General features: G+C 54.5%; 17 protein-coding genes. 7 read left to right on the top strand and 10 right to left on the bottom strand.

Annotation, left to right across the window (positions count from 1 at the left end):
• Positions 1-93 precede the first annotated feature (93 nt).
• From H5P27_RS07050 to H5P27_RS07065, 4 genes are all read left to right on the top strand, one after another.
• Complete coding sequence (locus H5P27_RS07050) at positions 94-1737, top strand: fumarate hydratase (protein ID WP_185659689.1); 1644 nt, start codon at positions 94-96, stop codon at positions 1735-1737.
• A gap of 161 nt (positions 1738-1898) precedes the next feature.
• Positions 1899-3593 carry an NAD-dependent malic enzyme gene (locus H5P27_RS07055; protein ID WP_185659690.1) on the top strand — a complete coding sequence of 565 codons (1695 nt, stop codon included), beginning with the start codon at positions 1899-1901 and terminating at the stop codon, positions 3591-3593.
• Positions 3594-3665: 72 nt separating this feature from the next.
• Positions 3666-5189 carry a calcineurin-like phosphoesterase C-terminal domain-containing protein gene (locus H5P27_RS07060; RefSeq protein ID WP_185659691.1) on the top strand — a complete coding sequence of 508 codons (1524 nt, stop codon included), beginning with the start codon at positions 3666-3668 and terminating at the stop codon, positions 5187-5189.
• 57 nt (positions 5190-5246) lie between these two features.
• Complete coding sequence (locus tag H5P27_RS07065) at positions 5247-5987, top strand: Bax inhibitor-1/YccA family protein (RefSeq protein ID WP_185659692.1); 741 nt, start codon at positions 5247-5249, stop codon at positions 5985-5987.
• A gap of 16 nt (positions 5988-6003) precedes the next feature.
• On the opposite strand, the gene H5P27_RS20050 is transcribed toward H5P27_RS07065, so the two are convergent.
• Both H5P27_RS20050 and H5P27_RS07075 read right to left on the bottom strand, forming a co-directional pair.
• Entirely contained in the window at positions 6004-6387 is a 384-nt protein-coding gene (locus tag H5P27_RS20050; RefSeq protein ID WP_185659693.1) for a DciA family protein, read from the bottom strand.
• A gap of 85 nt (positions 6388-6472) precedes the next feature.
• On the bottom strand, positions 6473-7471 hold the full coding sequence (locus H5P27_RS07075; protein WP_185659694.1) for an MDR family NADPH-dependent oxidoreductase: 999 nt from the start codon (positions 7469-7471) through the stop codon (positions 6473-6475).
• Positions 7472-7657: 186 nt separating this feature from the next.
• Between H5P27_RS07075 and H5P27_RS07080 the strand changes: the two genes are divergently transcribed.
• Both H5P27_RS07080 and H5P27_RS07085 read left to right on the top strand, forming a co-directional pair.
• Positions 7658-9721, top strand: coding sequence for a M3 family metallopeptidase (locus tag H5P27_RS07080; RefSeq protein ID WP_185659695.1), 2064 nt, complete (start codon positions 7658-7660; stop codon positions 9719-9721).
• Between the two features lie 222 nt (positions 9722-9943).
• Positions 9944-10630, top strand: a complete 687-nt coding sequence (locus tag H5P27_RS07085) for a zinc metallopeptidase (RefSeq protein WP_185659696.1) — start codon at positions 9944-9946, stop codon at positions 10628-10630.
• A gap of 120 nt (positions 10631-10750) precedes the next feature.
• Here the strand turns inward: H5P27_RS07085 and H5P27_RS07090 are convergent, their stop codons facing one another.
• The 7 genes from H5P27_RS07090 to H5P27_RS07120 form a co-directional block, all read right to left on the bottom strand.
• Positions 10751-11581, bottom strand: a complete 831-nt coding sequence (locus H5P27_RS07090; protein WP_185659697.1) for a BadF/BadG/BcrA/BcrD ATPase family protein — start codon at positions 11579-11581, stop codon at positions 10751-10753.
• 12 nt (positions 11582-11593) lie between these two features.
• The gene (ispG, locus tag H5P27_RS07095) at positions 11594-13639 is read right to left on the bottom strand and encodes a (E)-4-hydroxy-3-methylbut-2-enyl-diphosphate synthase (RefSeq protein ID WP_185659698.1); all 2046 of its coding nucleotides are present in this window, start codon (positions 13637-13639) and stop codon (positions 11594-11596) included.
• On the bottom strand, positions 13636-15123 hold the full coding sequence (rseP, locus tag H5P27_RS07100) for an RIP metalloprotease RseP (protein ID WP_185659699.1): 1488 nt from the start codon (positions 15121-15123) through the stop codon (positions 13636-13638). Before rseP ends, ispG begins: the two co-directional genes overlap by 4 nt.
• Positions 15124-15234: 111 nt before the next feature.
• Positions 15235-16389 carry a 1-deoxy-D-xylulose-5-phosphate reductoisomerase gene (gene dxr, locus H5P27_RS07105; RefSeq protein WP_185659700.1) on the bottom strand — a complete coding sequence of 385 codons (1155 nt, stop codon included), beginning with the start codon at positions 16387-16389 and terminating at the stop codon, positions 15235-15237.
• A gap of 46 nt (positions 16390-16435) precedes the next feature.
• On the bottom strand, positions 16436-17269 hold the full coding sequence (locus H5P27_RS07110; protein ID WP_185659701.1) for a phosphatidate cytidylyltransferase: 834 nt from the start codon (positions 17267-17269) through the stop codon (positions 16436-16438).
• Between the two features lie 32 nt (positions 17270-17301).
• Positions 17302-18048 carry an undecaprenyl pyrophosphate synthase gene (gene uppS / locus H5P27_RS07115; RefSeq protein WP_185659702.1) on the bottom strand — a complete coding sequence of 249 codons (747 nt, stop codon included), beginning with the start codon at positions 18046-18048 and terminating at the stop codon, positions 17302-17304.
• Positions 18049-18153: 105 nt separating this feature from the next.
• Positions 18154-19326: a vWA domain-containing protein gene (locus H5P27_RS07120; RefSeq protein WP_185659703.1), complete on the bottom strand. Its 1173-nt coding sequence runs from the start codon at positions 19324-19326 to the stop codon at positions 18154-18156.
• A gap of 105 nt (positions 19327-19431) precedes the next feature.
• On the opposite strand from H5P27_RS07120, the gene H5P27_RS07125 reads away from it, so the two are divergent.
• Positions 19432-20412 carry a hypothetical protein gene (locus tag H5P27_RS07125; protein WP_185659704.1) on the top strand — a complete coding sequence of 327 codons (981 nt, stop codon included), beginning with the start codon at positions 19432-19434 and terminating at the stop codon, positions 20410-20412.
• A 98-nt stretch (positions 20413-20510) separates the two neighbouring features.
• Here the strand turns inward: H5P27_RS07125 and H5P27_RS07130 are convergent, their stop codons facing one another.
• Complete coding sequence (locus tag H5P27_RS07130; protein ID WP_185659705.1) at positions 20511-20954, bottom strand: VPDSG-CTERM sorting domain-containing protein; 444 nt, start codon at positions 20952-20954, stop codon at positions 20511-20513.
• Between the last annotated feature and the right edge of the window lie 24 nt (positions 20955-20978).

Here is a 20978-nt window from a genome sequence, read left to right on the forward strand (position 1 = left end):
ATACTCTGATGCGGTATATCAGTTTTCTTAATGATAAGCGGAACTAATTATCCTGCGCTTGCGGTATTCTGAACGTTTCTTACGGTGGCGCCCATGGCATCTCCAGAATTCAAGTACCAGCCCATCATCGAAACGGGCAAGGACGACACCGAATATCGTCACCTCACTAACGAGTTTGTTTCCGTTTCCGAATTTGAAGGGCAGGAAATCCTAAAGGTCGACCCCGCCGCTCTTACCTACCTGGCGAAGACGGCGATTCGCGACGTTTCCTTCATGTTGCGTCCGGCTCACCTCAAGCAGGTGGCAGCGATCCTTGAGGATCCAGAAGCGTCCGAGAATGATCGCCACGTCGCGCTGACCTTGCTCCGCAATGCCGAAGTTTCGGCCCAAGGCGTGTTGCCCTTCTGTCAGGATACGGGGACTGCAATTGTGATGGGCAAAAAAGGCCAGCGAGTCTGGACCAACGGTTGCGACGAGGAGGCTTTGTCCAAAGGCATCTACGAGACGTACGCCAACGAGAATCTTCGCTACTCGCAGACCGCTCCGATCTCCATGTACGAGGAGAAGAATACTGGCACTAACCTTCCAGCTCAGATCGACCTGTATGCGACCGAAGGGGCGGAGTACAAATTCCAGTTTCTCTGTAAAGGCGGAGGTTCGGCCAACAAGACTTTCCTCTACCAAGAGACCAAGGCTCTGCTCAATCCGGAGCGACTCGAGAGCTTCTTGGTCGAGAAGATGATGAGCCTCGGTACGGCAGCTTGCCCACCGTACCACTTATGTTTCGTGATCGGCGGCACTTCGGCGGAAGCGAACCTCAAGTACGTGAAGCTGGCTTCGACGAAGTACTTGGACAACATGCCAACCTCCGGCAACGACCTCGGCCGTGGATTCCGCGACATCGAGTTGGAAAACAAGATTTTGGAACGCGCCAAGGAGTGCGGAATCGGAGCTCAATTCGGCGGCAAGTACTTTGCCCTCGATGTTCGTATCATTCGTCTGCCTCGCCACGGAGCCAGCTGCCCAGTAGGTATAGGCGTTTCCTGCTCCGCGGACCGCAACATCAAGGCGAAGATCAACAAGGACGGTCTTTGGGTCGAACAACTCGAAGGCGATCCCGCTCGTTTCATTCCAGAAGCCTTCAAGGCTAAGGCGGAAAAGAAGGTTATCGAACTCGATCTCAACCGTCCGATGAAGGAGATCCTCGCGGAGCTGACTCAGTATCCGGTTCAGACTCGCTTGTCCTTGAAGGGCACCATCATCGTGGCTCGCGATATTGCTCACGCAAAATTGAAAGAACGCCTCGATCGCGGCGAGGGGCTTCCTCAGTACGTCAAGGATCACCCGATCTACTACGCAGGTCCGGCTAAGACTCCAAAGGGTCTGCCATCCGGAAGCTTTGGTCCGACTACAGCGGGTCGTATGGACTCCTATGTGGAGCAATTCCAGGCCGCGGGCGGTAGCATGATCATGCTGGCCAAAGGAAATCGCAGCCAGCAGGTAACCGATGCGTGTAAGGCTCACGGAGGATTCTATCTCGGTTCGATCGGTGGACCGGCGGCGATCTTGGCCCAGGAAAGCATTAAGAAGGTTGAGCTCGTCGAGTACGAAGAGCTCGGTATGGAAGCGATCTGGAAGATCGAAGTAGAAGACTTCCCTGCCTTCATTCTGGTGGACGACAAAGGAAATGACTTCTTCAAGCTGATCCGCGAGCAAGCGGTCAAGTGCGCTAAATAAGCTATCCCTTTAGCTTTTGATCCCTTTCCGAAGGCGGGCCGATTGGTCCGCCTTTTTTGTGCAGTTATCCTAATGATTAGAAGTCTGAGTATAATATGCTTTTATGTTGAGCATTAGAAACAGCTTGCTTTGAGGTTCTGCCGATCTTCTATCGCAAGGCAATGCCTGAAGCTGAGTCCAAGCGTCCCCTCTACATCCCCTACGCAGGTCCTGTCCTGCTCGAAGTTCCCTTGTTAAACAAAGGAAGCGCTTTCACGGAGCGCGAACGACGGGAGTTCAATCTCGAGGGCTTGCTGCCCCACTGTATCGAAACAATCGAGGAGCAGCGTGATCGCGTATACCATCAGTTTTGCGAGCTCACCACACGGATGGATAAGCATATCTATTTGCGAGGTATCCAGGATACAAACGAGACGCTCTACTATTCGTTGCTGACGCACTATCTGGAAGAGATGTTGCCGTTGATTTATACTCCGACTGTAGGCGAGGCGTGCCAGAAGTTTTCGCAGATCTACCGCCGCAAGCGTGGTCTTTTCATTAGCTACGACGATCGCGATAAGATTGACCGCATCCTACGAAATGCGACCAAGAAGAAGGTTAACGTAATCGTCGTCACGGATGGTGAGCGTATTCTGGGTCTCGGCGACCAGGGAATCGGCGGGATGGGAATCCCGATTGGCAAGCTCGCTATCTATTCCGCGTGTGGAGGTATCAGCCCAGCGAATACGTTGCCGATTACGCTTGATGTGGGTTGCGACAATCCGGATTTGGTCAACCAAACGATGTATATGGGGAAACGCTCTCCACGTATCCGAGGTGAGGCGTATTTCGAATTTGTAGACAAATTCATCAAGGCGGTGAAGGACCTTTGGCCGGACGTGCTCTTGCAGTTTGAGGACTTCGCCCAGCCCAACGCGATGCCTTTGCTCAAGCGCTACAAGGACGAGCTTTGTTGTTTCAACGACGACATTCAAGGAACCGCGGCTGTGGCGGCAGGCACTTTGCTCGCGGCCTGTGATCGCAAAGGCGAAACCCTCGCGGATCAGCGTGTCTGCTTCGTGGGCTCAGGTTCCGCTGGCTGCGGGATTGCTTCTCACCTCGTTGCTCACCTTAGGGCTCAAGGCCTCTCCGAGGCGGAGGCCAAGTCTCGTATGTTCATGGTGGATCGTGATGGTCTGCTCACTACAGACATGAAGGGGTTGCTCGACTTCCAGCAAGAGCTGGCTCAGGACGAAAAGCTCGCAGATCCTTGGCGTGACGCGGATGGTAAGGTATCGCTGGAAAGCTTGATCAAGGGCGCGAAGCCGACCGTGCTGATTGGCGTATCCGGTCAGTTTGGACTGTTTAAGGAAAGCCAGATCCGAGCTATGGCTAAGCAAGTGGAGCGGCCGATCATCCTGCCTTTGTCCAATCCGACCAGCCTTGCGGAAGCGACACCAGAAGATGTCATCACTTGGACGGATGGAGCGGCCATCGTGGCGACGGGAAGCCCGTTTGATCCGGTTTCCTACAAGGGAACGACGCACCAGATTTCGCAGTGCAACAACAGCTATATTTTCCCGGGGATCGGACTTGGCGTGTTGGCTTGTCGTGCCACTCGAGTAACGGAAGGCATGTTGATCGCCGCTAGCCGCACCTTGGCCGATAGTGCTCCGCATCAAAGAGGAACGGGACAGCCGCTCTTGCCTGCCTTGAACGAAATCCGCGATTTGAGCCGCTTGATCGCTCGCCGCGTGGCGCGTCAGGCCATGGAAGAGGGGGTTGCCTTGGACATGACGGAGCTCGCCCTGGAACGCTCCATCGACCGGGTTTTCTGGGAGCCGCAATACCGCCGCTACCAGCGGACGTCTCTCTAGGTCGCGCGATTGTTTCTGAGGAAGGGGCGGAAGGAGGTTGAAAAACCGCTTCCAAATTCGCAAATCTGGGTCGTGCTAAAACGACTCGCTCTCTCTCTTTTGGTTACTGGTCCGCTGCTCTCAACGCTCATGGCGGTGAGTGGCGTGGTCTATTCGGACCTCAACAAAAACGGCAAGCTGGACTCTGGAGAGCCGGGAATCGAAGGTGTTTTGGTCACCAATGGAAATCAAGTGCTGGCGAGCGACGAGTCGGGGCATTACGAACTGACGGAAGAGGGGGGCGACTTCGTTTTTGTGGTTATCCCAAACGGTTGGGAGACACGCCTAACCGATGACCGGCGTCCGCTCTACTATCATGACTCCAGTTTGGAGACTGCGAATTTTCCGCTTTGGAAAACGGAAAAGAAGTCGGTTGCCAAAGCCTTGGTCCTTGCAGATACGCAGACTTACACGGAGACCGACGTTGGCTACCTCCGCGATTCCACCGTGGAAGCGATTCTGGCTAGCGGAGAGAAGTTCGATTTCGGGGTAACTCTCGGTGATGTGGTGAACGACGACTTGAGTCTGCTGCCCAAGGTTAACCGTGCCCTGTCTCGCATCGACTCCACTTTTTATTACGTCAATGGTAACCACGACCTCGACTTCGACGCCGTTGTCGATGGAGAGGCGGTGGCGAGTTTCGAGGCACTGTATGGTCCCGCCAATTTCGCATTCGAATCGGGCCCGGCTCTGTTCATCGGTTTGGATGATGTGCGCTTCCCAGTGGATGTGAATGGCCGCAAAACGTACATCGGCGGATTGCGCGAGGATCAGTTTGTATGGTTGGAGAATCTGTTGGCCTTTGTACCCAAAGAAAAGCCTTTGGTCTTGATGGCTCACATCCCTATGTTTCAACCGGATATCGACGGAGTGGATACGTTTAGGGTCGCGGACCGGGAACGGCTTTTTGATCTTTTGAAAGGTCGTACGAATAGTATGTTCCTTAGCGGCCATACGCATTACCAGCGTCACTATTTTCATGAAGAAGAGCAGGGCTGGGTCGGCGAGTCGCCACTTCACGAATACAATGTGGCGGCAGCTTGCGGGTCGTTTTGGGGTGGACCTCTGGACGAGAACGGAATTCCAGTCTCGACCATGTGGGATGGCACTCCACCTGGTTTCGCGATATTGAAAGTGACCGCTGATGGCTTCCGTAGCGAGTATCGCCCCACCAGTTTCCCGGCTGATTACCAGATCGGTTTAACCGTTCCTAAGCGGATAAAGGAAGGGCAGGGTTGGGTTTCTTTTTATGCCAACGTATTCGATGGCCATGAAGGCTGGACTGTGACGGCCCGAATCGACGAAAGAGAGCAAAGTCGAGGTATGGGCCATACGCTTGCATGGGATCCTGGATACGTGGCCGCTTATCTGGCACAGGACGATGAAGGACAGCCGCTTCCGGAAAAGCGACTGCCGGATCCAAAGATCTGTTTCCACTTGTGGAAGGGCTACTTCCCCTCGGACATGAATACGGGAGAGCATCAGGTCACGGTGACTGCGACGCATCCGGATGGTCGCAGCTTTGAGGCCAAGGCAAGTTTTTCAGTCGAGCCTTAATGGGCTAGGTCTCCAAGCTTCTTGCATCCGGCCACTGGCCCTCCAAATTAGTTCGCTATGAGAACATCGAATCCTGCCCTTTCAGACAAAGCCTTCGAAACCGATCACCGCGCAACGGGCGACGGAGCAATGACCATCAACGGTACGGTCAACAAGACTGGCTTGCTGGTTTGTTTGCTATGGGTAGCGGCTATTTTTACTTGGGAAAAGACCTTTGCCGCCACTGACCCGACTGCACTCTATCCGTGGATGATTGGCGGAAGCATAGGTGGATTGGTTTTGGCCATGATCACCATTTTCAAGAAGACGGCAGCACCGATCACCGCTCCGCTCTATGCTATCGTGGAAGGGCTGGTATTGGGGGTCCTCTCCGCCTTTATGGAAATGCAGTTTCCGGGAATCGTCTTTCAAGCTGTGCTGCTTACCTTCGGTGTACTTTTCGCTCTGCTGCTTGCTTATAAAACCGGCGTTATCAAGGCCACGGAGAATTTCAAACTCGGCGTAGCGGCGGCGACTGGTGGCATCTTCATCGTCTACATGCTTTCGATGGTGCTAGGATTCTTTGGAGTATCGATACCCTTGATACATGAAAGTGGAGCCGTCGGAATAGCCTTCAGTCTGTTTGTGGTGGTGATTGCCGCACTAAATTTGGTTCTCGATTTCGACTTTATCGAAAACGGGGCTGCACGCGGTGCTCCTAAATACCTCGAATGGTACGCGGCGTTTGGCCTTCTTGTGACGCTGGTCTGGCTTTACGTGGAACTGCTGCGATTGCTTTCGAAATTGCGTAGCCGTTAGCCCGCGTTGGACGAGCTTAGCCGGACTTGAAAAAGATATTCCGGATCTTCTTGCCGCCTTCGATCTTGTGCAGGTTTTGCAAGATGAGGCGCTTGTTGAACTCCAGTTCTTGGCGAATCACAGGATTGGATACGGCGATCAGGAGGGTTCGTTCCTTTTCTATGCGCGAGGGGCTGCAGTTGCGAGCGTTGGCGGCTCCGACAATTTGCGGCCAGTTTTGAGTGATGCGATCCTCTAGGGAGTCGACGCCGATCTTGTATTTGGCGAGGATGCGATCGACCACTCCGCTAATGTCACGCTCCGTTTTCGGGGCTTCTCCCGGATAGTTTTCCGGAATGCCTCGAAAGTTGGAAATAAGACGCTCCACACTTTTGCGGAACTTGTAGGGTTGGTCGGCCACAGCGAGGAAGATTGAACTGCAGCCCGCAGTTAGGGAAGCGTTAAGTTAACGCCGCCCGAAGACGGCGTTGCGCGAAACGTATCGCCTAGTCGCCGTTGGGTTTGAAGAGGACCTTGCCAGTCTTGCCTGCTTTGGAGGCGTGGGCGAGGGCTTCCTGCCAATCTTCTAGCGGGTAAGTCGCTGCTACGTCTACGTGGATCTTCGCCTTTTCCATGAAGGTGAAGAGCTCATTGTGGAGGGCGGTGATTTCTTCGCGAGGGGCAGTCTTGTACCACTTGCTAACCCAGAATCCGCGCAGGGAGATGTCGTTGAAAATCAAGTACCGGGTCGGGAAAGGAGCGGGATCGCGATCCATGCCACCGAAGGTGATCAAGGTTCCCTTGTCCTCGAGGAGCTTACACATGCCGAGCGAGCTCGAACCGCCTACGGAGTTGAGGGCGATCTTCGCCTTTTTGCCTTCGGTGAATTTGAGAGCGGCTTTTGCGGCGTCGCGATCGTCGATCAACACGATGCTGGCACCCAGTTTTTTCAAATTCTCCTCCGCATCCAGGCTGCGCACGAGATTAATGGTTTTGATACCGAGGTGGTTGGCGATCTGGATAACCAGTTTTCCAACAGCCGATGTCGCCGCGTTTTGTACGATGATATCGCCCGCCTGGAGTTGGGCGAAGTCGTGCATCAACTTCCAAGCCGTGGCGGGATTTACCCAACCCATGGCAGCTTGCTCTACGGAAAGCTTTTCCGGCGCTGGATAAAGTTCGCAGCAGTCCACGATGGTGTGGCTCTGCCATGCTCCGTTGACACTCGGCACGAAGACGTGTTGCCCGACTTTGAACTGGCAGTCGCCGTTGGTCTCCACGATCTCCGCGACGCCTTCCAGACCCGCTGCAGCCGGCAAGTCCGCCAAATCTCCATAGGTTCCGCCTACCCGGCCCATGTCGGCAGGGTTGATCGGGCTAGCCAAGATTTTCAACAAGGCTTGGCCGGGCTTTAGCTCCGGAAGTTCGAGGGTCTCGAGCTTGAGAACTTCCTCGGGCTTGCCGAATTCTTCGTGTCGAAGGGCGGTGGTTGCGTGCTTGGACATAGGTGGCGAATTCAATAGGTGGCTGTTTTAAAAGCAACGCGTGAGATGGTCTGCTGATTGGGCTTCGCCGATAGTAGTTGAGCTTATCGGCTTGTTGAATAAAGCTTGTGGCGAGCTGGGGGTGAGTTGCCCTAAATCGCGCTTCTCGGTTGAATTGGGAGTTGAGAGGTCTAGCGTTCACCCAAAATGAGTACTAAGTCACATCCATTTCATAGCCCCGACAAGCTGGTCGATTGGTCGACCTTGAGCCCTGACGCGATCCAAGCCGATATCGAAGCCGCCCTCAAGGAAGGTCAGGCGGAGATAGACGCCATCTGCGAAGTCAGTCCCGAAGACGCTACATTCGAAAACACCTTTTTAGCCCTCGAAGCGGCGGGTGAAACGATGGGCCGAGCTTGGGGACGCGTTGACCACTTGACCTCCGTCAAAGACAGCGAGGCTTTGCGCGAGGCTCACCGGGCCATGTTGCCAAAGGTGACCGAGTATTCCTCTCGCATCCCGCTCAATGCTAAGCTTTGGGCTGCCCTGAAGAGCTTCGCGGAGAAACCTGAGGCTGCGAAGCTAAGCGGAATCGAAAAACGTCTTTTCGAAGAGACCATGGCTGACTTCGAGCAGGCCGGAGCGGACCTGCCGCAGGAGAAGAAGTCTCGCTTGGAAGAGCTCAACAAAGAGCTCGCTGAAAAGACAAAGAGCTACTCGGACAATGTTCTCGACTCCACGAACGCCTACGAGTTGCTGATCGATGACGAAAGCCGTCTCGCGGGTCTGCCTGATTCGGCCAAGGCTGCCGCTCGCCAAAATGCCAAAAGCAAGGGGCATGGCACCGACGAGAAACCCGTTTGGCGTTTCACATTGCAGGCGCCCTCGTTCTTGCCGGTCCTAAAGTACGCTGAGGATTCCGAGCTGCGTAAAACGATTTACGAAGAAGCGGCTCTGATCGGTCTCAAGGACAAGTGGGATAACAGCCAGCTGATCCGCGACATCTTGAAGTTGAGGCAAGAAAAGGCCGAGCTTCTCGGGAAGGCGAATTTCGCGGATCAAGTGTTGCAGCGTCGCATGGCCAAGTCTGGTGCCAATGCGCTCTCCTTCACGGAGGACCTTTTCGCCAAGACGAAACCTGCTTTCGATCGTGAATACGATGAGCTGGAAGAATTCGTTTCGCAGCAGACAGGCCAGCCTAAGGATCGCCTTGATCCGTGGGACGTGGCCTACTGGTCGGAAAAGCTACGTATCGCGAAATACGATTTCGACGACGAGGCTCTGAGGCCTTACTTCCCGATCGATAGCGTGCTGAATGGCATGTTCCGGATCGCGGAGCGGATATTCGGATTGCGGATACAGAATCACGAAGGCCCGGAAAAAGGCTGGCATCCAGATGTGAAGCTTTACGATCTCTACGACGCGGGCGGCGAATTGCTCGGCTACTTTTACGCAGACTGGCACCCACGTGAAGAGAAGCGTGGCGGCGCCTGGATGAACTATCTGGATACAGGAGCTCCGCTAGCAGAAGGTGGACGCAGCCCGCACGTCGGATTGATTACCGGCAACATGACCGAGCCCGTCGATGGCAAGCCAGCCTTGCTCTTGCACAACGAAGTCGAAACTGTGTTTCACGAGTTCGGACACCTTTTGCACCACTTGCTGGGTCGCGTAGACATCAAGTCGCTCAACGGAGTGAACGTGGCTTGGGACTTCGTAGAGCTGCCTTCCCAGATCATGGAAAACTGGTGCTGGAACCGCGAGAGCTTGGATCAGTTTGCCCGGCACTACGAAACGGGTGAACCGATCCCCGATGAGCTTTTCGAGAAAATGGTGGCGGCCAGAAATTTCCAGAGCGCCGCGTTTATGATGCGCCAGCTCAGCTTCGGAAAAATGGATTTGGAGATGCATCTCGATCCGGAGAATTTCATGGACGGCGATCTCGACGACAAGTTGCGCGAGTCGCTCGAAGGTTATCTTGCGAATCTCAAAACGACTCCCCGCAGCATCGTTCGCCGCTTCGGGCACTTGTTCTCTAGTCCAGTCGGCTATGCGGCCGGCTACTACTCCTACAAGTGGGCCGAGGTGCTGGATGCGGACGCGTTTACCCGCTTCGAAAAGGAAGGCGTCTTCAGCGAGGAAGCCGGACGGGCGTTCCGCGACTGTATCTTGTCCAAGGGTAACTCCGAAGACCCCGCCAAGCTTTTCAAGGACTTCATGGGCCGCGAGCCCGATCCCGACGCATTGCTTCGCCGTAGCGGCTTGCTGTAGGCGATTGGGACATTTGGCGAGGTTTGCCAAGAGCATTTGAGACAAGGGCGTGACACGGTGTCGCGCCCTTTTTGTATCCGTTTTTTTGGTAAAAAAATCGCTTCTGCTGCAACCTACTTATGGACAGTGGGTAGGGGAGAGTGAGACTGGCGCGGTATTCCCATTCGGGAACATGGAACGCTCGTTGCTATCTGTACCAAGTAACAAAACGAAAGACCAAAAATGCTATCATTCATCATCTTAATAGTGCCGACTTTCATACTCGCCTTCTGGGCGCAGAACAAAGTCCGCTCCGCCTACGGCAAGTACGTTCAAGTCCCATCTCGGGGGAACATCACGGGCCGCGAAGCTGCTATGGCAGTCATGCAAAAGGCAGGGATTTATGATGTCGATATCGTGCAGGTTCCAGGGGAATTGACTGACCACTACGACCCCGTGAACAAGCGTCTCGCTTTGAGTGAGCACAATTACAACGGCACCAGTTTGGCTGCCTTAGGTGTTGCCGCCCACGAAGCTGGCCACGCCGTTCAGCACAAGGTCGGTTATTCGATGCTCAAGGCCCGTATGGCTATGATCCCAGTCACCAACATCGCTGCCAGCCTGATGCCCTTCATCATGTTCGGCCCGTTCTTTATCTTCGGCGCCGCGATGGGAGGTATATTCCTCAAGATTGGTGTAGCCTGTTATCTCGTAATGACCGCCTTTCACCTGATCACGCTACCGGTCGAGTTCGACGCTAGCCGTCGCGCCAAGCAGGAGCTGGTTTCCTTGGGAATTCTCGGTCAGGACGAACTCGTGGGAGTAAATAAAACGCTCGATGCTGCAGCCTGGACCTATGTTGCTGCGTTTGTCTCTTCGTTGGGCTATTTGATCTACCTGCTCTCCATGTTGGGTAGCAGCCGAGACTAAGGCAGGAGTTTGAAATTGAATTTTTGCCGGGTGGCCAACGAGTCGCTTGGCAGGAGGGAAGAGAAACAGAGGAGGGAGCCGTCTCGTAAGAGGCGGCTCTTTTTCTGTGTGCAGAGAGCGCTAGTCTCGAACAAGTCGCCTGGCCAAGTCAGCCGCCGCCAGCGTTGGCTCCATGCGTGTGTGAACAATCCTGATACCCGGCATAGACGATTGTAGAGCTTCAAGCACTAAGGTTCGGTAGGAGGAGGGGGTGGTGACTAGTTTGCCGCTGAGAGCTAGCTCTGGATGGGCTGCTGACTCCAAGAGTTCAGAGTAAACTTTAAGGGCTAATTTGGAAATCTGTGTGGCCTCTTCGCGTAGTATGGCCGCGGCGGAATCGTTCCCATTGTTTGCGAGCTCTATGACTCGAGGGGCCAAGGCAGCGATACGTTCGCGCTCGTTTTCGAGAGGGAACAAATCGTTTTCGATGGCACGTATTCCGATCGCGTATCCGCTTCCTGGATCATCGTAAGCGAAATCCCGGCCGCTTGCTCGAAACTCTTTGCCTGAGTCGTCTCTGCCGTAGCAGGCCGAGCCGGTTCCTGCAATGAGGACGATGCCTGCTTTTCCTCTGAACGCAGCATGGTGGGCGATGGCTAGATCGTGGGTGATGTGCAATCTCGCTTCCTTGAGAAGGCTGTTTGCTGAAATCAACGCTTCTCTAAGTTGGCTCTGCTCCTCCTCGTTGCGTAGACCAGCGATTCCGAGGCAAATGCTGGTTTGTGAACCAAGCAGGACGCCTGTGCCTGCAATCGCCTTGGCTATGTTTTGGGCTGCGACCGCATAGCCGACGTTGTTCGGATTTGAGCCCGCAGCGTGGCCGCTGCCCAATTGGTTGCCGTGCTCATCTAGAGCCACGGCTCGAGTATTGGTGCCGCCTCCATCGACGCCGATGAATTGAGTGACGGGCATGGCTCGTTTGGCTTATGGGGCGACCGGTTGGGGATCAACCCACTTGCCGTGCTCTTTGATCAGATCGATTAAGCGTTCGTCTGCTTCAGCCTGCGGGATGTTGTACTTCACGCACTGCTTGCCGACGTAGAGGTTGATTTTCGCTGGAGCTCCGCCCACGTATCCAAAATCTGCATCTGCCATTTCACCCGGTCCGTTTACGATACAACCCATGATAGCGATTTTAACGCCCTTCAGGTGACCCGTCTTTTCGCGTATCCGCTGTGTGGTGGTCTGCAAATCGAACAAGGTGCGTCCGCAACTCGGGCAGGCAACGAATTCCGTTTTGGTTATACGGGCTCCTGCTCCTTGCAGCACATTGTAGGAGAGTCGGGTCGAGCGAATAAGGTCGTCGTCCGACTCGATGCTGATTATGTCGCCCAAGCCGTCGCAAAGAAGCGATCCGGTCAGTACCGCCGCATCCAGCAGCTTGTCGAGGAATTCGGATCCACTGGTTTCTTCGGATTCGGACTTCGAATTGCGAATCCAAAGCGGCGCTTTGTTGCTTTGCTTCTTTAGTCGTTCGCAAAGTTGGCGGTAGCTGCCGATCTTGTGATAGGGTTTTTCTGGCGTGACTGTGGAGCTCAGTGTTAGCACGAGGTCATCCACCTGGTCCGACAATATTTTATCGGATACGGTGGGAGATACTCCAACGATAGGGCGGAGTTTGAACTGGGAGCAGAGTTGGACGAATTGCTTATAGTCGTCGTAATCGTCGTCGCCAAAGTCTCTAAGGACCGCCAAAGGTAGCGGTTGGTGTGGCAGGGCTAAGGACACTTCATCGAGCGGAAGCTCGTCATTTAGCTCGACTACTACGAACTCGGCGGAACCGCGTATGGCTGAGCATAGCTCGCTGAGCTTTTCGAGATCGGCGATGCTGTCCGCTTTGAGCAATAGGCCCTCGAGCTTTGAGTCTCCCAAAGCCGGACGTGAGGTTTTCGTTTCGGCTGCAATGGTGACGTATTCGGAGATCGGATGCGTAACGGGTGTTATGACAAGCGGCGGCTCCTCAGAACCTAAGATCGCGGAAGGACCAAGGGTGACGCTTGAAATTTCACGTCTTTGGAAATGGTAGGGATCGACGCTGTCGGGCTCCGCAGTTTTAGCTGGCGATTCGCTGTCAGGAGCCCACTGAGCCATCATCTTCTTGGCCAACGCTTGGGCCACTGGGATTTCGTAAACCGGGTCTTCGGTTAGGGAAACGCGGATCGTGTCACCCAGCCCGTCCATGAGAAGGCTTCCGATTCCAATGGCCGACTTGATGCGTCCGTCTTCACCGTCACCCGCCTCGGTCACTCCGAGATGCAGTGGGTAATTCATCTCCTCTTTGTCCATGTGTTCGACAAGGAGGCGGTAGGCTTCGATCATGACCTTGGGGTTGCTCGCCTTCATGGAGAGAATCATGTCGTAGTAGCCGTGAGATTGGGCGATACGAAGAAACTCGAGAGCCGACTCTACCATGCCGAGTGGCGTGTCGCCGTAGCGGTTCATGATACGGTCTGAGAGGGAGCCATGGTTGGTGCCGATTCGAAGGGCTCTGCCGAGCTCCTTAGCTCGTTTTACCAAGGGGGAGAAAGATTCGTGCAGTCGTTCCAATTCCTCGTTGTATTGGGAGTCCGTATACTCGAGGACTGCGAATTTCTTATTGTCCGCATAATTCCCCGGGTTGACCCGGACTTTCTCCACGTGCTCGATCGCCTCCATGGCGGCGTTGGGGAGGAAGTGGATATCTGCGACTAGCGGGATATGAGCAAATCCTGCCGCGGAGAAATTGGCTCGAATGTCCTTGAGTGCTTTGGCGGCTGCTTTGTTCGGAGCGGTGACTCGTACGATTTCGCATCCTGCTTCCGCAAGAGCGATTGATTGTTTCACAGTCGCCTCCACGTCCTGAGTAAGGGTCGTGGTCATCGACTGGATACGGATCGGATTGGCTCCGCCGACACCTATGGTTCCGACTGGAACCTCGCGGCTTACGCGGCGTTGGGTTGCGAATCTAGAAGCGCAGTAGGATGAGCTCATTCTTGGGTTGTCTCAGGTGTCTCGGCAGCTGGAGCTGAATCTTCCGTTTGTCCAAATACAGGAGGAATGCGTGATTCTTGGATTTCTGCGATCTCCGATGTATCGGAAATCCAACGACTGACGTCGAAGAAAGTGACATAGAGCATCATGCCAAAGAGAAGCAGCATGAAGCTTCCTTGTAGGGAGGCGATGACGTTGGGGTTGAGCGATTTTCCGCGGATCTTGTTGATGGTTGCGAAAGCGATGTGACCGCCATCTAAAACCGGGATAGGCAAGAGATTGAAGAAGGCCAAGCTTACGTTTATGAAAATGACGATCCAAACCGTGCTTAGCATATCGTATTGGGCGGCGCTGTAGATGACGCGGATGATGCCGGCTGGTCCGCTCATGTGGGAGATTCCGATGTCGGAGTTGCGGTGCAGCAGGGCTCGCAGGTTGGTGTAGGTCGTGATCGCTACTTCCTTGATTTGCTCGAAAGGCGTCTGATGGAGTAGGCTGCGATTGGTGTCGAATCCCGCGATTCCCGTGAGGGTTTCGGTGCGTCCGTCGGTCCAGACCACGACCTCTTCTGGAGTAATGGTAGTGCTAACGACCTTGCCTTCGTGCTCGAATTTCAGAGGCACGGCTTGGCCAGCCTTATCGCTCAGGTAGTCGGTGTAGAAGGCGACGCTGCGGATAGGTTGTCCGTCCAGCTCCAACAGCGTATCTCCCGGAGTGATGCCCGCTTTGATGGCGGGAGAATTAGGGAAAAGGGCTGTCACAATGACGGTGTAGCCCGGACGTAAGCCCACTTGGCGAAGCTTCATGCCTTCCGAGATGATGGGCTGAACTTGTAGTTCGATTTCCTGGCCGTCGCGTTCGACGATGAATTCGATTTCCCGATCTCCCGAATCGCTCGTGCCGGAGCTCAGGGCAATTGCCTGATGGATGTCGTCCCAACTGTCGACTGGGGTGCCGTCGATGGAGCGGATCAAGTCGCCGATTTGCATTCCAGCCGCCTTGGCGGGTGCTGGGACTTGTTCGCCTTGGGCGTTGGAAAGGGTTTCGCTCAGAAAGCCGACCTCTACGGAGGCGCGATCTTCCGAAGTTGGCCGACCGGTGAAGAAAAGCAGGGAGGCGAGCAGGAAGGCGAAAATGATATTAAAGACCGCTCCGGCCACTGCGACGATGACTTTGTCCCGGTAGCCGATGGGAGGCATAGCGTTGAGGTCTACGGACGAATCCCCTTCGATCCCCCGCATGTCTGCCAACTGAGGCAGGGCCACGTAGCCGCCGAGGGGAAGCCAGGACAGACGGTACTCGACGCCGCCGCGGGTCCAGGAAACGATCTTGGGGCCAAAGCCGATGGAGAAGCGTTCGATGTGGAGGCCTCTCCACTTGGCAGCCAGGAAGTGGCCAAGTTCATGTACAAAGATGGATCCACCAAAGAAGAGGACCACCATTAGGGCTCCCCAGCCTTTGTCGAGTAAGTCGGAAAAATTCATATCGGGTTTTGGAAGCGTATTTGAAAGGAGGAAGGAGTTCGAACCAGTTTTCGCTGTCTGGAGAAGCGGACGATCAGGCGTCCTAATCGACTTCGGAGCAGAACCGGAAAACTAGAGTCTTTCGACGAAGCTCGCCGCGTTTCTTCGAGCTTCCCGGTCGTAGTGAAGGACTTCTTCCAGAGTGCTTGGTTCTATGTTTTCGATGGAATCGAGTGTTTTTTCAATGATCGTCGGAATTTCGACAAACCTTATCTTACCCGAGACGAAGGCGTCCACGGCCACTTCATTCGCTGCGTTGAAGATACCTGTAGCCACTCCGCAGGCCTCCATGGCGCTGCGGGCCAACCTCAGACAAGGGAAGCGCTGCAAATCGGGAGCGCTAAAGTCGAGCTGCATGGTTTGGGTAAAATCCAGCGGAGCGACGACACCCTCTCCGCGGTCCGGGTAGAGCAAGCAGTGCTGGATCGCGAAAGTCATATCCGGAGGGCATAGCTGGGCCAGCACGGAGCCGTCGATGAATTGCACCATGGAGTGGACAATGCTCTGCGGGTGGATAACTGCCTGAACCTGATCGGCTTGCATGCCAAATAACCAGCGTGCCTCGATCATTTCCAAGCCCTTGTTGGCCATGGTCGCGGCATCGATGGTGACTTTCGGACCCATGTCCCAGTTGGGATGCTTCAAGGCTTGTTCTAGGGTGACGTGCTGGAATTGCTCCAGCGGCAAGTCTCGGAAAGACCCGCCTGAGGCAGTGAGGATTAGCTTGTCCAGGTGGCGATGCGGAGCTCCGTCCAAGCATTGGAAGATGGCATTGTGCTCCGAATCGACTGGCAGGATGCGCGATCCTGATTTGGCCGCCGCTTCCATTATGAATTTTCCAGCTAGGACCAGAATTTCTTTTGAAGCCACCGCGAGGGTTTTGCCGGCTTCGATCGCTCGCAGGGCGGGTTGCAGACCGTTGGTGCCTACGACGGCGACTAGGACGGTGTTCGCTTCGGAGAGAGAGGCCAACTCTTCCAGTCCAGCTAGGCCGGAATGAAACTCGGTGCACGCTGCGAATTGAGAGCTCTTTTGGGCCTCGAGACAGGCTGTTTCGTTAAAGAGTCCGACGTGCTTGACGCCAAATTCCTTGGCGATCTCCGCCAATTTTTCGTGGTTTTGGTTGGCGGCGATTCCTATCAGATTGAGTCGATCGCTATGCTTGCGGATGACTTTGAGGGTGCTTTCGCCGATGGATCCAGTGGCTCCGAGGAGGACGATGTTCATTTCTTAGCTGTCTAGACTGAAGGGGTTTGGAAGTCCGTAGCTGTATTTATTGTAGAAGCCCGAAGAGAAGAAATGCGGTGGGGGAGGTCAGAATAAGGGAGTCGCTCAAGTCGAAAGCCCCGCCAATTCCAGGAATGAAGGCGCCTGAGTCCTTTTGCTTGGCGGAACGTTTCATCATGCTCTCCACCAAGTCCGAAACGATGGATAGGGCGGCAATTGGCAGAGCGAATACCGCAGCCCAAACCGGCTGGAAGAAGGCAGGGAAGTAATCTGCCCCGAAGTGGGCGAAGGCGAAGCCGATGCCGACGGAAGTTAGGCAGCCACCGATGGCGCCTTCCCAAGTCTTTCCGGGGCTGGTGTTAGGCGACATTTTGTGTCGGCCGAAGGCTTTACCAAAAACCAAGGCTCCGACATCGCAGAATTTGGCGGTGGCAATGAGCCAGAGAATGAGCATCAGGCCCTCGTTCATGTCTGGAGTGACGGTCAGCATGCGAGCCATGAAGGTCAGCATGAAGGGCACGTAAATCAGTCCAACCAAGGTGGCTCCCAGGGTTTCGATCCGCTCTTCGACTTCTCGGTGGACCAGAATTCGCAGGCAGATGGCCACGATGGTGACTGCGATGATGCTGGCTTGCAGTCCTTCGACAGGATGATCGAGCGACTTTTGAGCGTAGAATGGGCCGAGGATCATGAAGGTCCCAAGGCTGGATCCCAGAGACTTGAAGGGGCGGCGGCCCATTTTTTCCATGAGCCCGTAAAGTTCGTACTGGGTGCCAAAACTCACGATGGCAATGAGCCAGACGGCAGCCTCTGCAGTGTAGCTGACAGAGCCTATGATGATGGCCCAGAGGAGAATGGTACTAAAAATGCGTTTTGCCACGGTGTGATCGAGCGAACGTTGAGGGTAGCTCGCTAAGCGGTAGGCTGAGCGATTTGTTCGCCTGTTTTTCCGAATCTGCGTTCGCGCTTGTGGTAGCAGGCGATCGCTTTCTCGAGTTGGGCCTTATCGAAGTCAGGCCATAAGGTGTCGGTGAAGTAGAATTCCGAATAGGCGGACTGCATGAGCAAGAAATTGCTAATACGGGTCTCGCCCGAAGTCCGGATTATTAGGTCCGGATCTGGAATCTTGGAGGTATAGAGGTGTTTCGCGAAGTCTGCCCAATCGCGCGTTTCAGGGGAGGTTTCGCCTGAGGAGATTGCTTGGGCGAAGGCCTTGGCGGCGTCGAGGACTTCGTTGCGCGAGGAATAATTTAAGGCTAGGGTCAGATGCCAGTCGTCGAATTCCTCGGTGGCGGCCATCGCCTTTTTCAGAGCTCGTTGAGCGCTGTTGGGAAGCTCCTCGATGCGGCCGATGGCGTGCAAACGAACGCGGCGTTTGATGAGGGTCTTGGTTTCCCGCGAAAGGAAGAACTCTAGCAGCTCCATCAAGGCTTTTACCTCGATATCGGGACGACTCCAGTTTTCAGCCGAGAAGGCGTAGAGGGTCAGGTAGCGGATACCCAACTCCTGGCAGGCGTCGATGATCTTACGAGTCGCTTGAGCTCCCTCCTTGTGCCCGCGAGGACGGGAGTGTCCACGTTGTTTCGCCCAGCGCCCATTGCCATCCATGATGATGCCGATGTGCTGAGGATCGATGTAGTGTATGGATTCGCCGCTCATTCCTTCCGCTTGGGTAATCAGGCGGCGAGGATCGAATGGCCTTTCCGCTTTGGCAAGGCGTTATTGGATTGGTTCGTCCGAGTCATGCCTCGGAGGGCGGGCCTATCAGAAAGAGTAGCCGGCTGCTACGGCTTGTTTTTCCAAGGCTTCGAAGGCGCTGAGTTCAAAAACCTCCTCCTTGTCGGACTCGCTGAACTTGCTCATTTCCTCTTCTACATACGCGTTTCGGCGGGCGAGATTGTCCCGGATCTCATCTTGGATGCTTTCGCGTTGGGCAGATTTTTCTTCGATCAAATTTTTCAGCTCAGAAGTATCTAGTTCCTGGAGTTCAGGTGGCAGTTTATCCTTCTCGATTTTGTCGTAATCCAATTTGCCGCTCATGACCATTTCCACGAGATCTCCGGAGCCAGCGATGACTTTGCTTTTGCCCGATTTGAACAAGTAGTTGCTGCGATCCGCGATGGCGGAGCTGCTCATACCGGCGAGCAAGCTTCTGTTTTTCCTAGCGTAGCTTTGCTCTTTCAAGCTTCCGTAGGGGATAATAGTGGAGTCGAGCTGAATATTGAGGTCGTTGATGACCGGGTCCCATTCCGTTTCGACTACGATGGTGCCGCCTTGTTGTTGGATGGCGGCATAGGTCCCGTTTGTCATGTCCGAAATGGATCTCCAAAATGAGGCGGTTTGGCTTTTGCTTCCGCATTGGATCGTGTTGATCAAGATGCCCTTGGCTTGGGCGAGCTCGCAGGTTACCTCGTACTTCACGTCATCTTGGTAGTCCATGTGCGGGCGGGCGTCGCCGACCAAGAAAATAGTCTTCAGGGTGCTTCGGTCGCTGTCCCACTGCATTTGGGAGACTGCTTCGTAGAGGGCTTGGTTAACGGATTCCGGTTCGTCGCCTCCGCCGTTGGCCTGAAATTGCATGAGGTTGCCGTAGACCTCGTCAATATTGTCCGAAAGTGGGTAGGTCCGGGTAATGTAGTCGTCTCCGCGATCCCGGTAGCCGATGAGGCCGAAGCGGATGTTGGGCGTCGGTTTGGCGGACTTCAGCTTATCGGCTATTTGCCAGATCTTTTGTTTGGCTCCGGCGATAAGGCCGCTCATGGAGCCGGTCGTATCAAGCACGAACACAACTTCCATGGTCGGGGAGTCGAAATTTGCCGGTGAGTCTTCCTCTTGCTCAGTTTGGCTGTTGGCGATTGCGAAAGGACTCGTGAGAGAGGCAAGAGCGGCGAAGGCGACAAGGGTGTTTCTTGGGGGGACGAGAGGTAGGTTAAGCATTATTGCAGAGACCCATATGACTGAGAACAGTTCCGATTCCTGAAGCCTAGGATTGCAACCTGATGAGCTCGGGATACGTTCCGAGGCTATCCCCTGCTTATCAAAATGAAAACATCAACCATAACTCTCTCGGTTTTGTTGGTAGGCGCGGTCGCCTATGCCGGATTTCTCCAGATCGAGTTGAACAAGCTAAAGGAGAAAAGTGCCATCGGGAGCGAAGACGTTGCCGCTTCCCTCGAAAATCAAGTTCTAGATACCGCAGGCACTCCTGCAAGCAGGGCGTTGGGACCGGATGGTGAAGCGGGACCACCTCCTGATTCTCCCGAGGATGGGATGAGCAGGGAAGAACGGAGACGCGCGAGGATGGAGCAAATGCTCACCGCTTTCGAAGATCCTCAGATCCGAATGGACATGATTGAACGGCAAATGAACCGGGTCGACGAACGCTATGCAGCTTTTTTCAAGACCCTTGATCTAAGCCCCGAAGCACTTGAAACTCTCCGCACTTTGATGGCGGAATCTGGGGTTGTGGATTGGGAAATGCGAATGCGCGGTTTCAGCGCTGAGACCGAAGAAGATCGCGATCGAATTTCCATGGAGAGGGATTTGCAAAAGGACGTCCTTGCAGACGAGATTGCTGCTTTAATCGGTGAAGAAAGCGCGGCGGCTTTGGCGGAGTATACAGCGAGTTTGCCTTATCGAAATGAAGTGGATGCTTTGGCCTCTAGCTTGAGCTTCACGGAGTCTCCGCTTTCCAGCGAACAGAGCGAAGCATTAGTCTCCTCTATTGCTAGTGTGTCACAGGACTACGAATACACGAAAGACCTTTCTTCGATTCGCGGTAGGGAAGCTTCGGAAATTACCGCTTCCGATATTAGCACCTACTTCAGCGAGAGAGCTGAGCGAGATGCTCAGGTGCTTGAGGCAGCAGCGGATTCTCTAAGCGATGAGCAACTGGCTGCGTTTGCGGAGCGTCAGTTGGCTGAACGTGAGAGAGATCAGCGGCAAATGGAATTCATGGTTCAGAATCCAGGATCGGGAGGACCCGGTTTTGGTGGGCCGAGAGGGGGAGGTCCCCCCAGGTAAACGTATCCAGTTCTTTAGGATGCTTAGGACGATTTTCTAATCAAAAAGGGCTGACCTCATAGGTCAGCCCTTTGCTGTAAAGGATCTTGGTTGGTGAGTTACTTGTTGCGGCGCTTGCGTACAGCGACAAGTCCGATAGCAGCCAGCCCAAGGAGTGCTGCAGTTGATCCGCTGTCGGGCACAGCGTGGGTGGGGGTTTTGTCACCGTAGTTTGGAGATGGGCGCGACGGGTTTGGGTTTCGTCCTGGCTCTGGGTCGACGTTTCCGCATTGGATGTCGTGTGGCTTTTCGTTGGGGAAAGGACTTGGAACGTTTTGGGCGTAGGGGAAGCGTCCGTTATTGCCATTGCGTCCGTTTCTATTGCCGCGTCCTATATTGTTTCGCTCGAAGGTATCGCCACAGCCTTCGGAATCTTGGTGGTAGCTAGGGTTGGAGTCCCCGCGGCGATCTGAGTCGCGTTGGTTGCCGCGCTCGATTGCGGATACGCTTTGCAGTGAAGCGATGGAGAGGATTGCAGAAAAAGTGAAGATAAGGGCTTTCATTTTTTTGTTTTGTTAGATTCTTTG

The organism is Pelagicoccus albus (assembly GCF_014230145.1).
Taxonomy (GTDB): Bacteria; Verrucomicrobiota; Verrucomicrobiia; order Opitutales; family Opitutaceae; genus Pelagicoccus; species Pelagicoccus albus.

Excerpts from the sequence above, each read along its gene's own strand:
- H5P27_RS07050 (WP_185659689.1), top strand. The coding sequence starts at position 94 with ATGGCATCTCCAGAATTCAAGTACCAGCCCATCATCGAAACGGGCAAG.
- rseP (WP_185659699.1), bottom strand. The coding sequence starts at position 15,123 with ATGAATTTTTCCGACTTACTCGACAAAGGCTGGGGAGCCCTAATGGTG.
- H5P27_RS07130 (WP_185659705.1), bottom strand. The coding sequence starts at position 20,954 with ATGAAAGCCCTTATCTTCACTTTTTCTGCAATCCTCTCCATCGCTTCA.
- H5P27_RS07075 (WP_185659694.1), bottom strand. The coding sequence starts at position 7,471 with ATGTCCAAGCACGCAACCACCGCCCTTCGACACGAAGAATTCGGCAAG.
- H5P27_RS07090 (WP_185659697.1), bottom strand. The coding sequence starts at position 11,581 with ATGCCCGTCACTCAATTCATCGGCGTCGATGGAGGCGGCACCAATACT.
- H5P27_RS07125 (WP_185659704.1), top strand. The coding sequence starts at position 19,432 with ATGAAAACATCAACCATAACTCTCTCGGTTTTGTTGGTAGGCGCGGTC.
- H5P27_RS07080 (WP_185659695.1), top strand. The coding sequence starts at position 7,658 with ATGAGTACTAAGTCACATCCATTTCATAGCCCCGACAAGCTGGTCGAT.
- uppS (WP_185659702.1), bottom strand. The coding sequence starts at position 18,048 with ATGAGCGGCGAATCCATACACTACATCGATCCTCAGCACATCGGCATC.
- H5P27_RS07065 (WP_185659692.1), top strand. The coding sequence starts at position 5,247 with ATGAGAACATCGAATCCTGCCCTTTCAGACAAAGCCTTCGAAACCGAT.
- H5P27_RS07055 (WP_185659690.1), top strand. The coding sequence starts at position 1,899 with ATGCCTGAAGCTGAGTCCAAGCGTCCCCTCTACATCCCCTACGCAGGT.
- ispG (WP_185659698.1), bottom strand. The coding sequence starts at position 13,639 with ATGAGCTCATCCTACTGCGCTTCTAGATTCGCAACCCAACGCCGCGTA.
- H5P27_RS07085 (WP_185659696.1), top strand. The coding sequence starts at position 9,944 with ATGCTATCATTCATCATCTTAATAGTGCCGACTTTCATACTCGCCTTC.
- H5P27_RS07120 (WP_185659703.1), bottom strand. The coding sequence starts at position 19,326 with ATGCTTAACCTACCTCTCGTCCCCCCAAGAAACACCCTTGTCGCCTTC.
- dxr (WP_185659700.1), bottom strand. The coding sequence starts at position 16,389 with ATGAACATCGTCCTCCTCGGAGCCACTGGATCCATCGGCGAAAGCACC.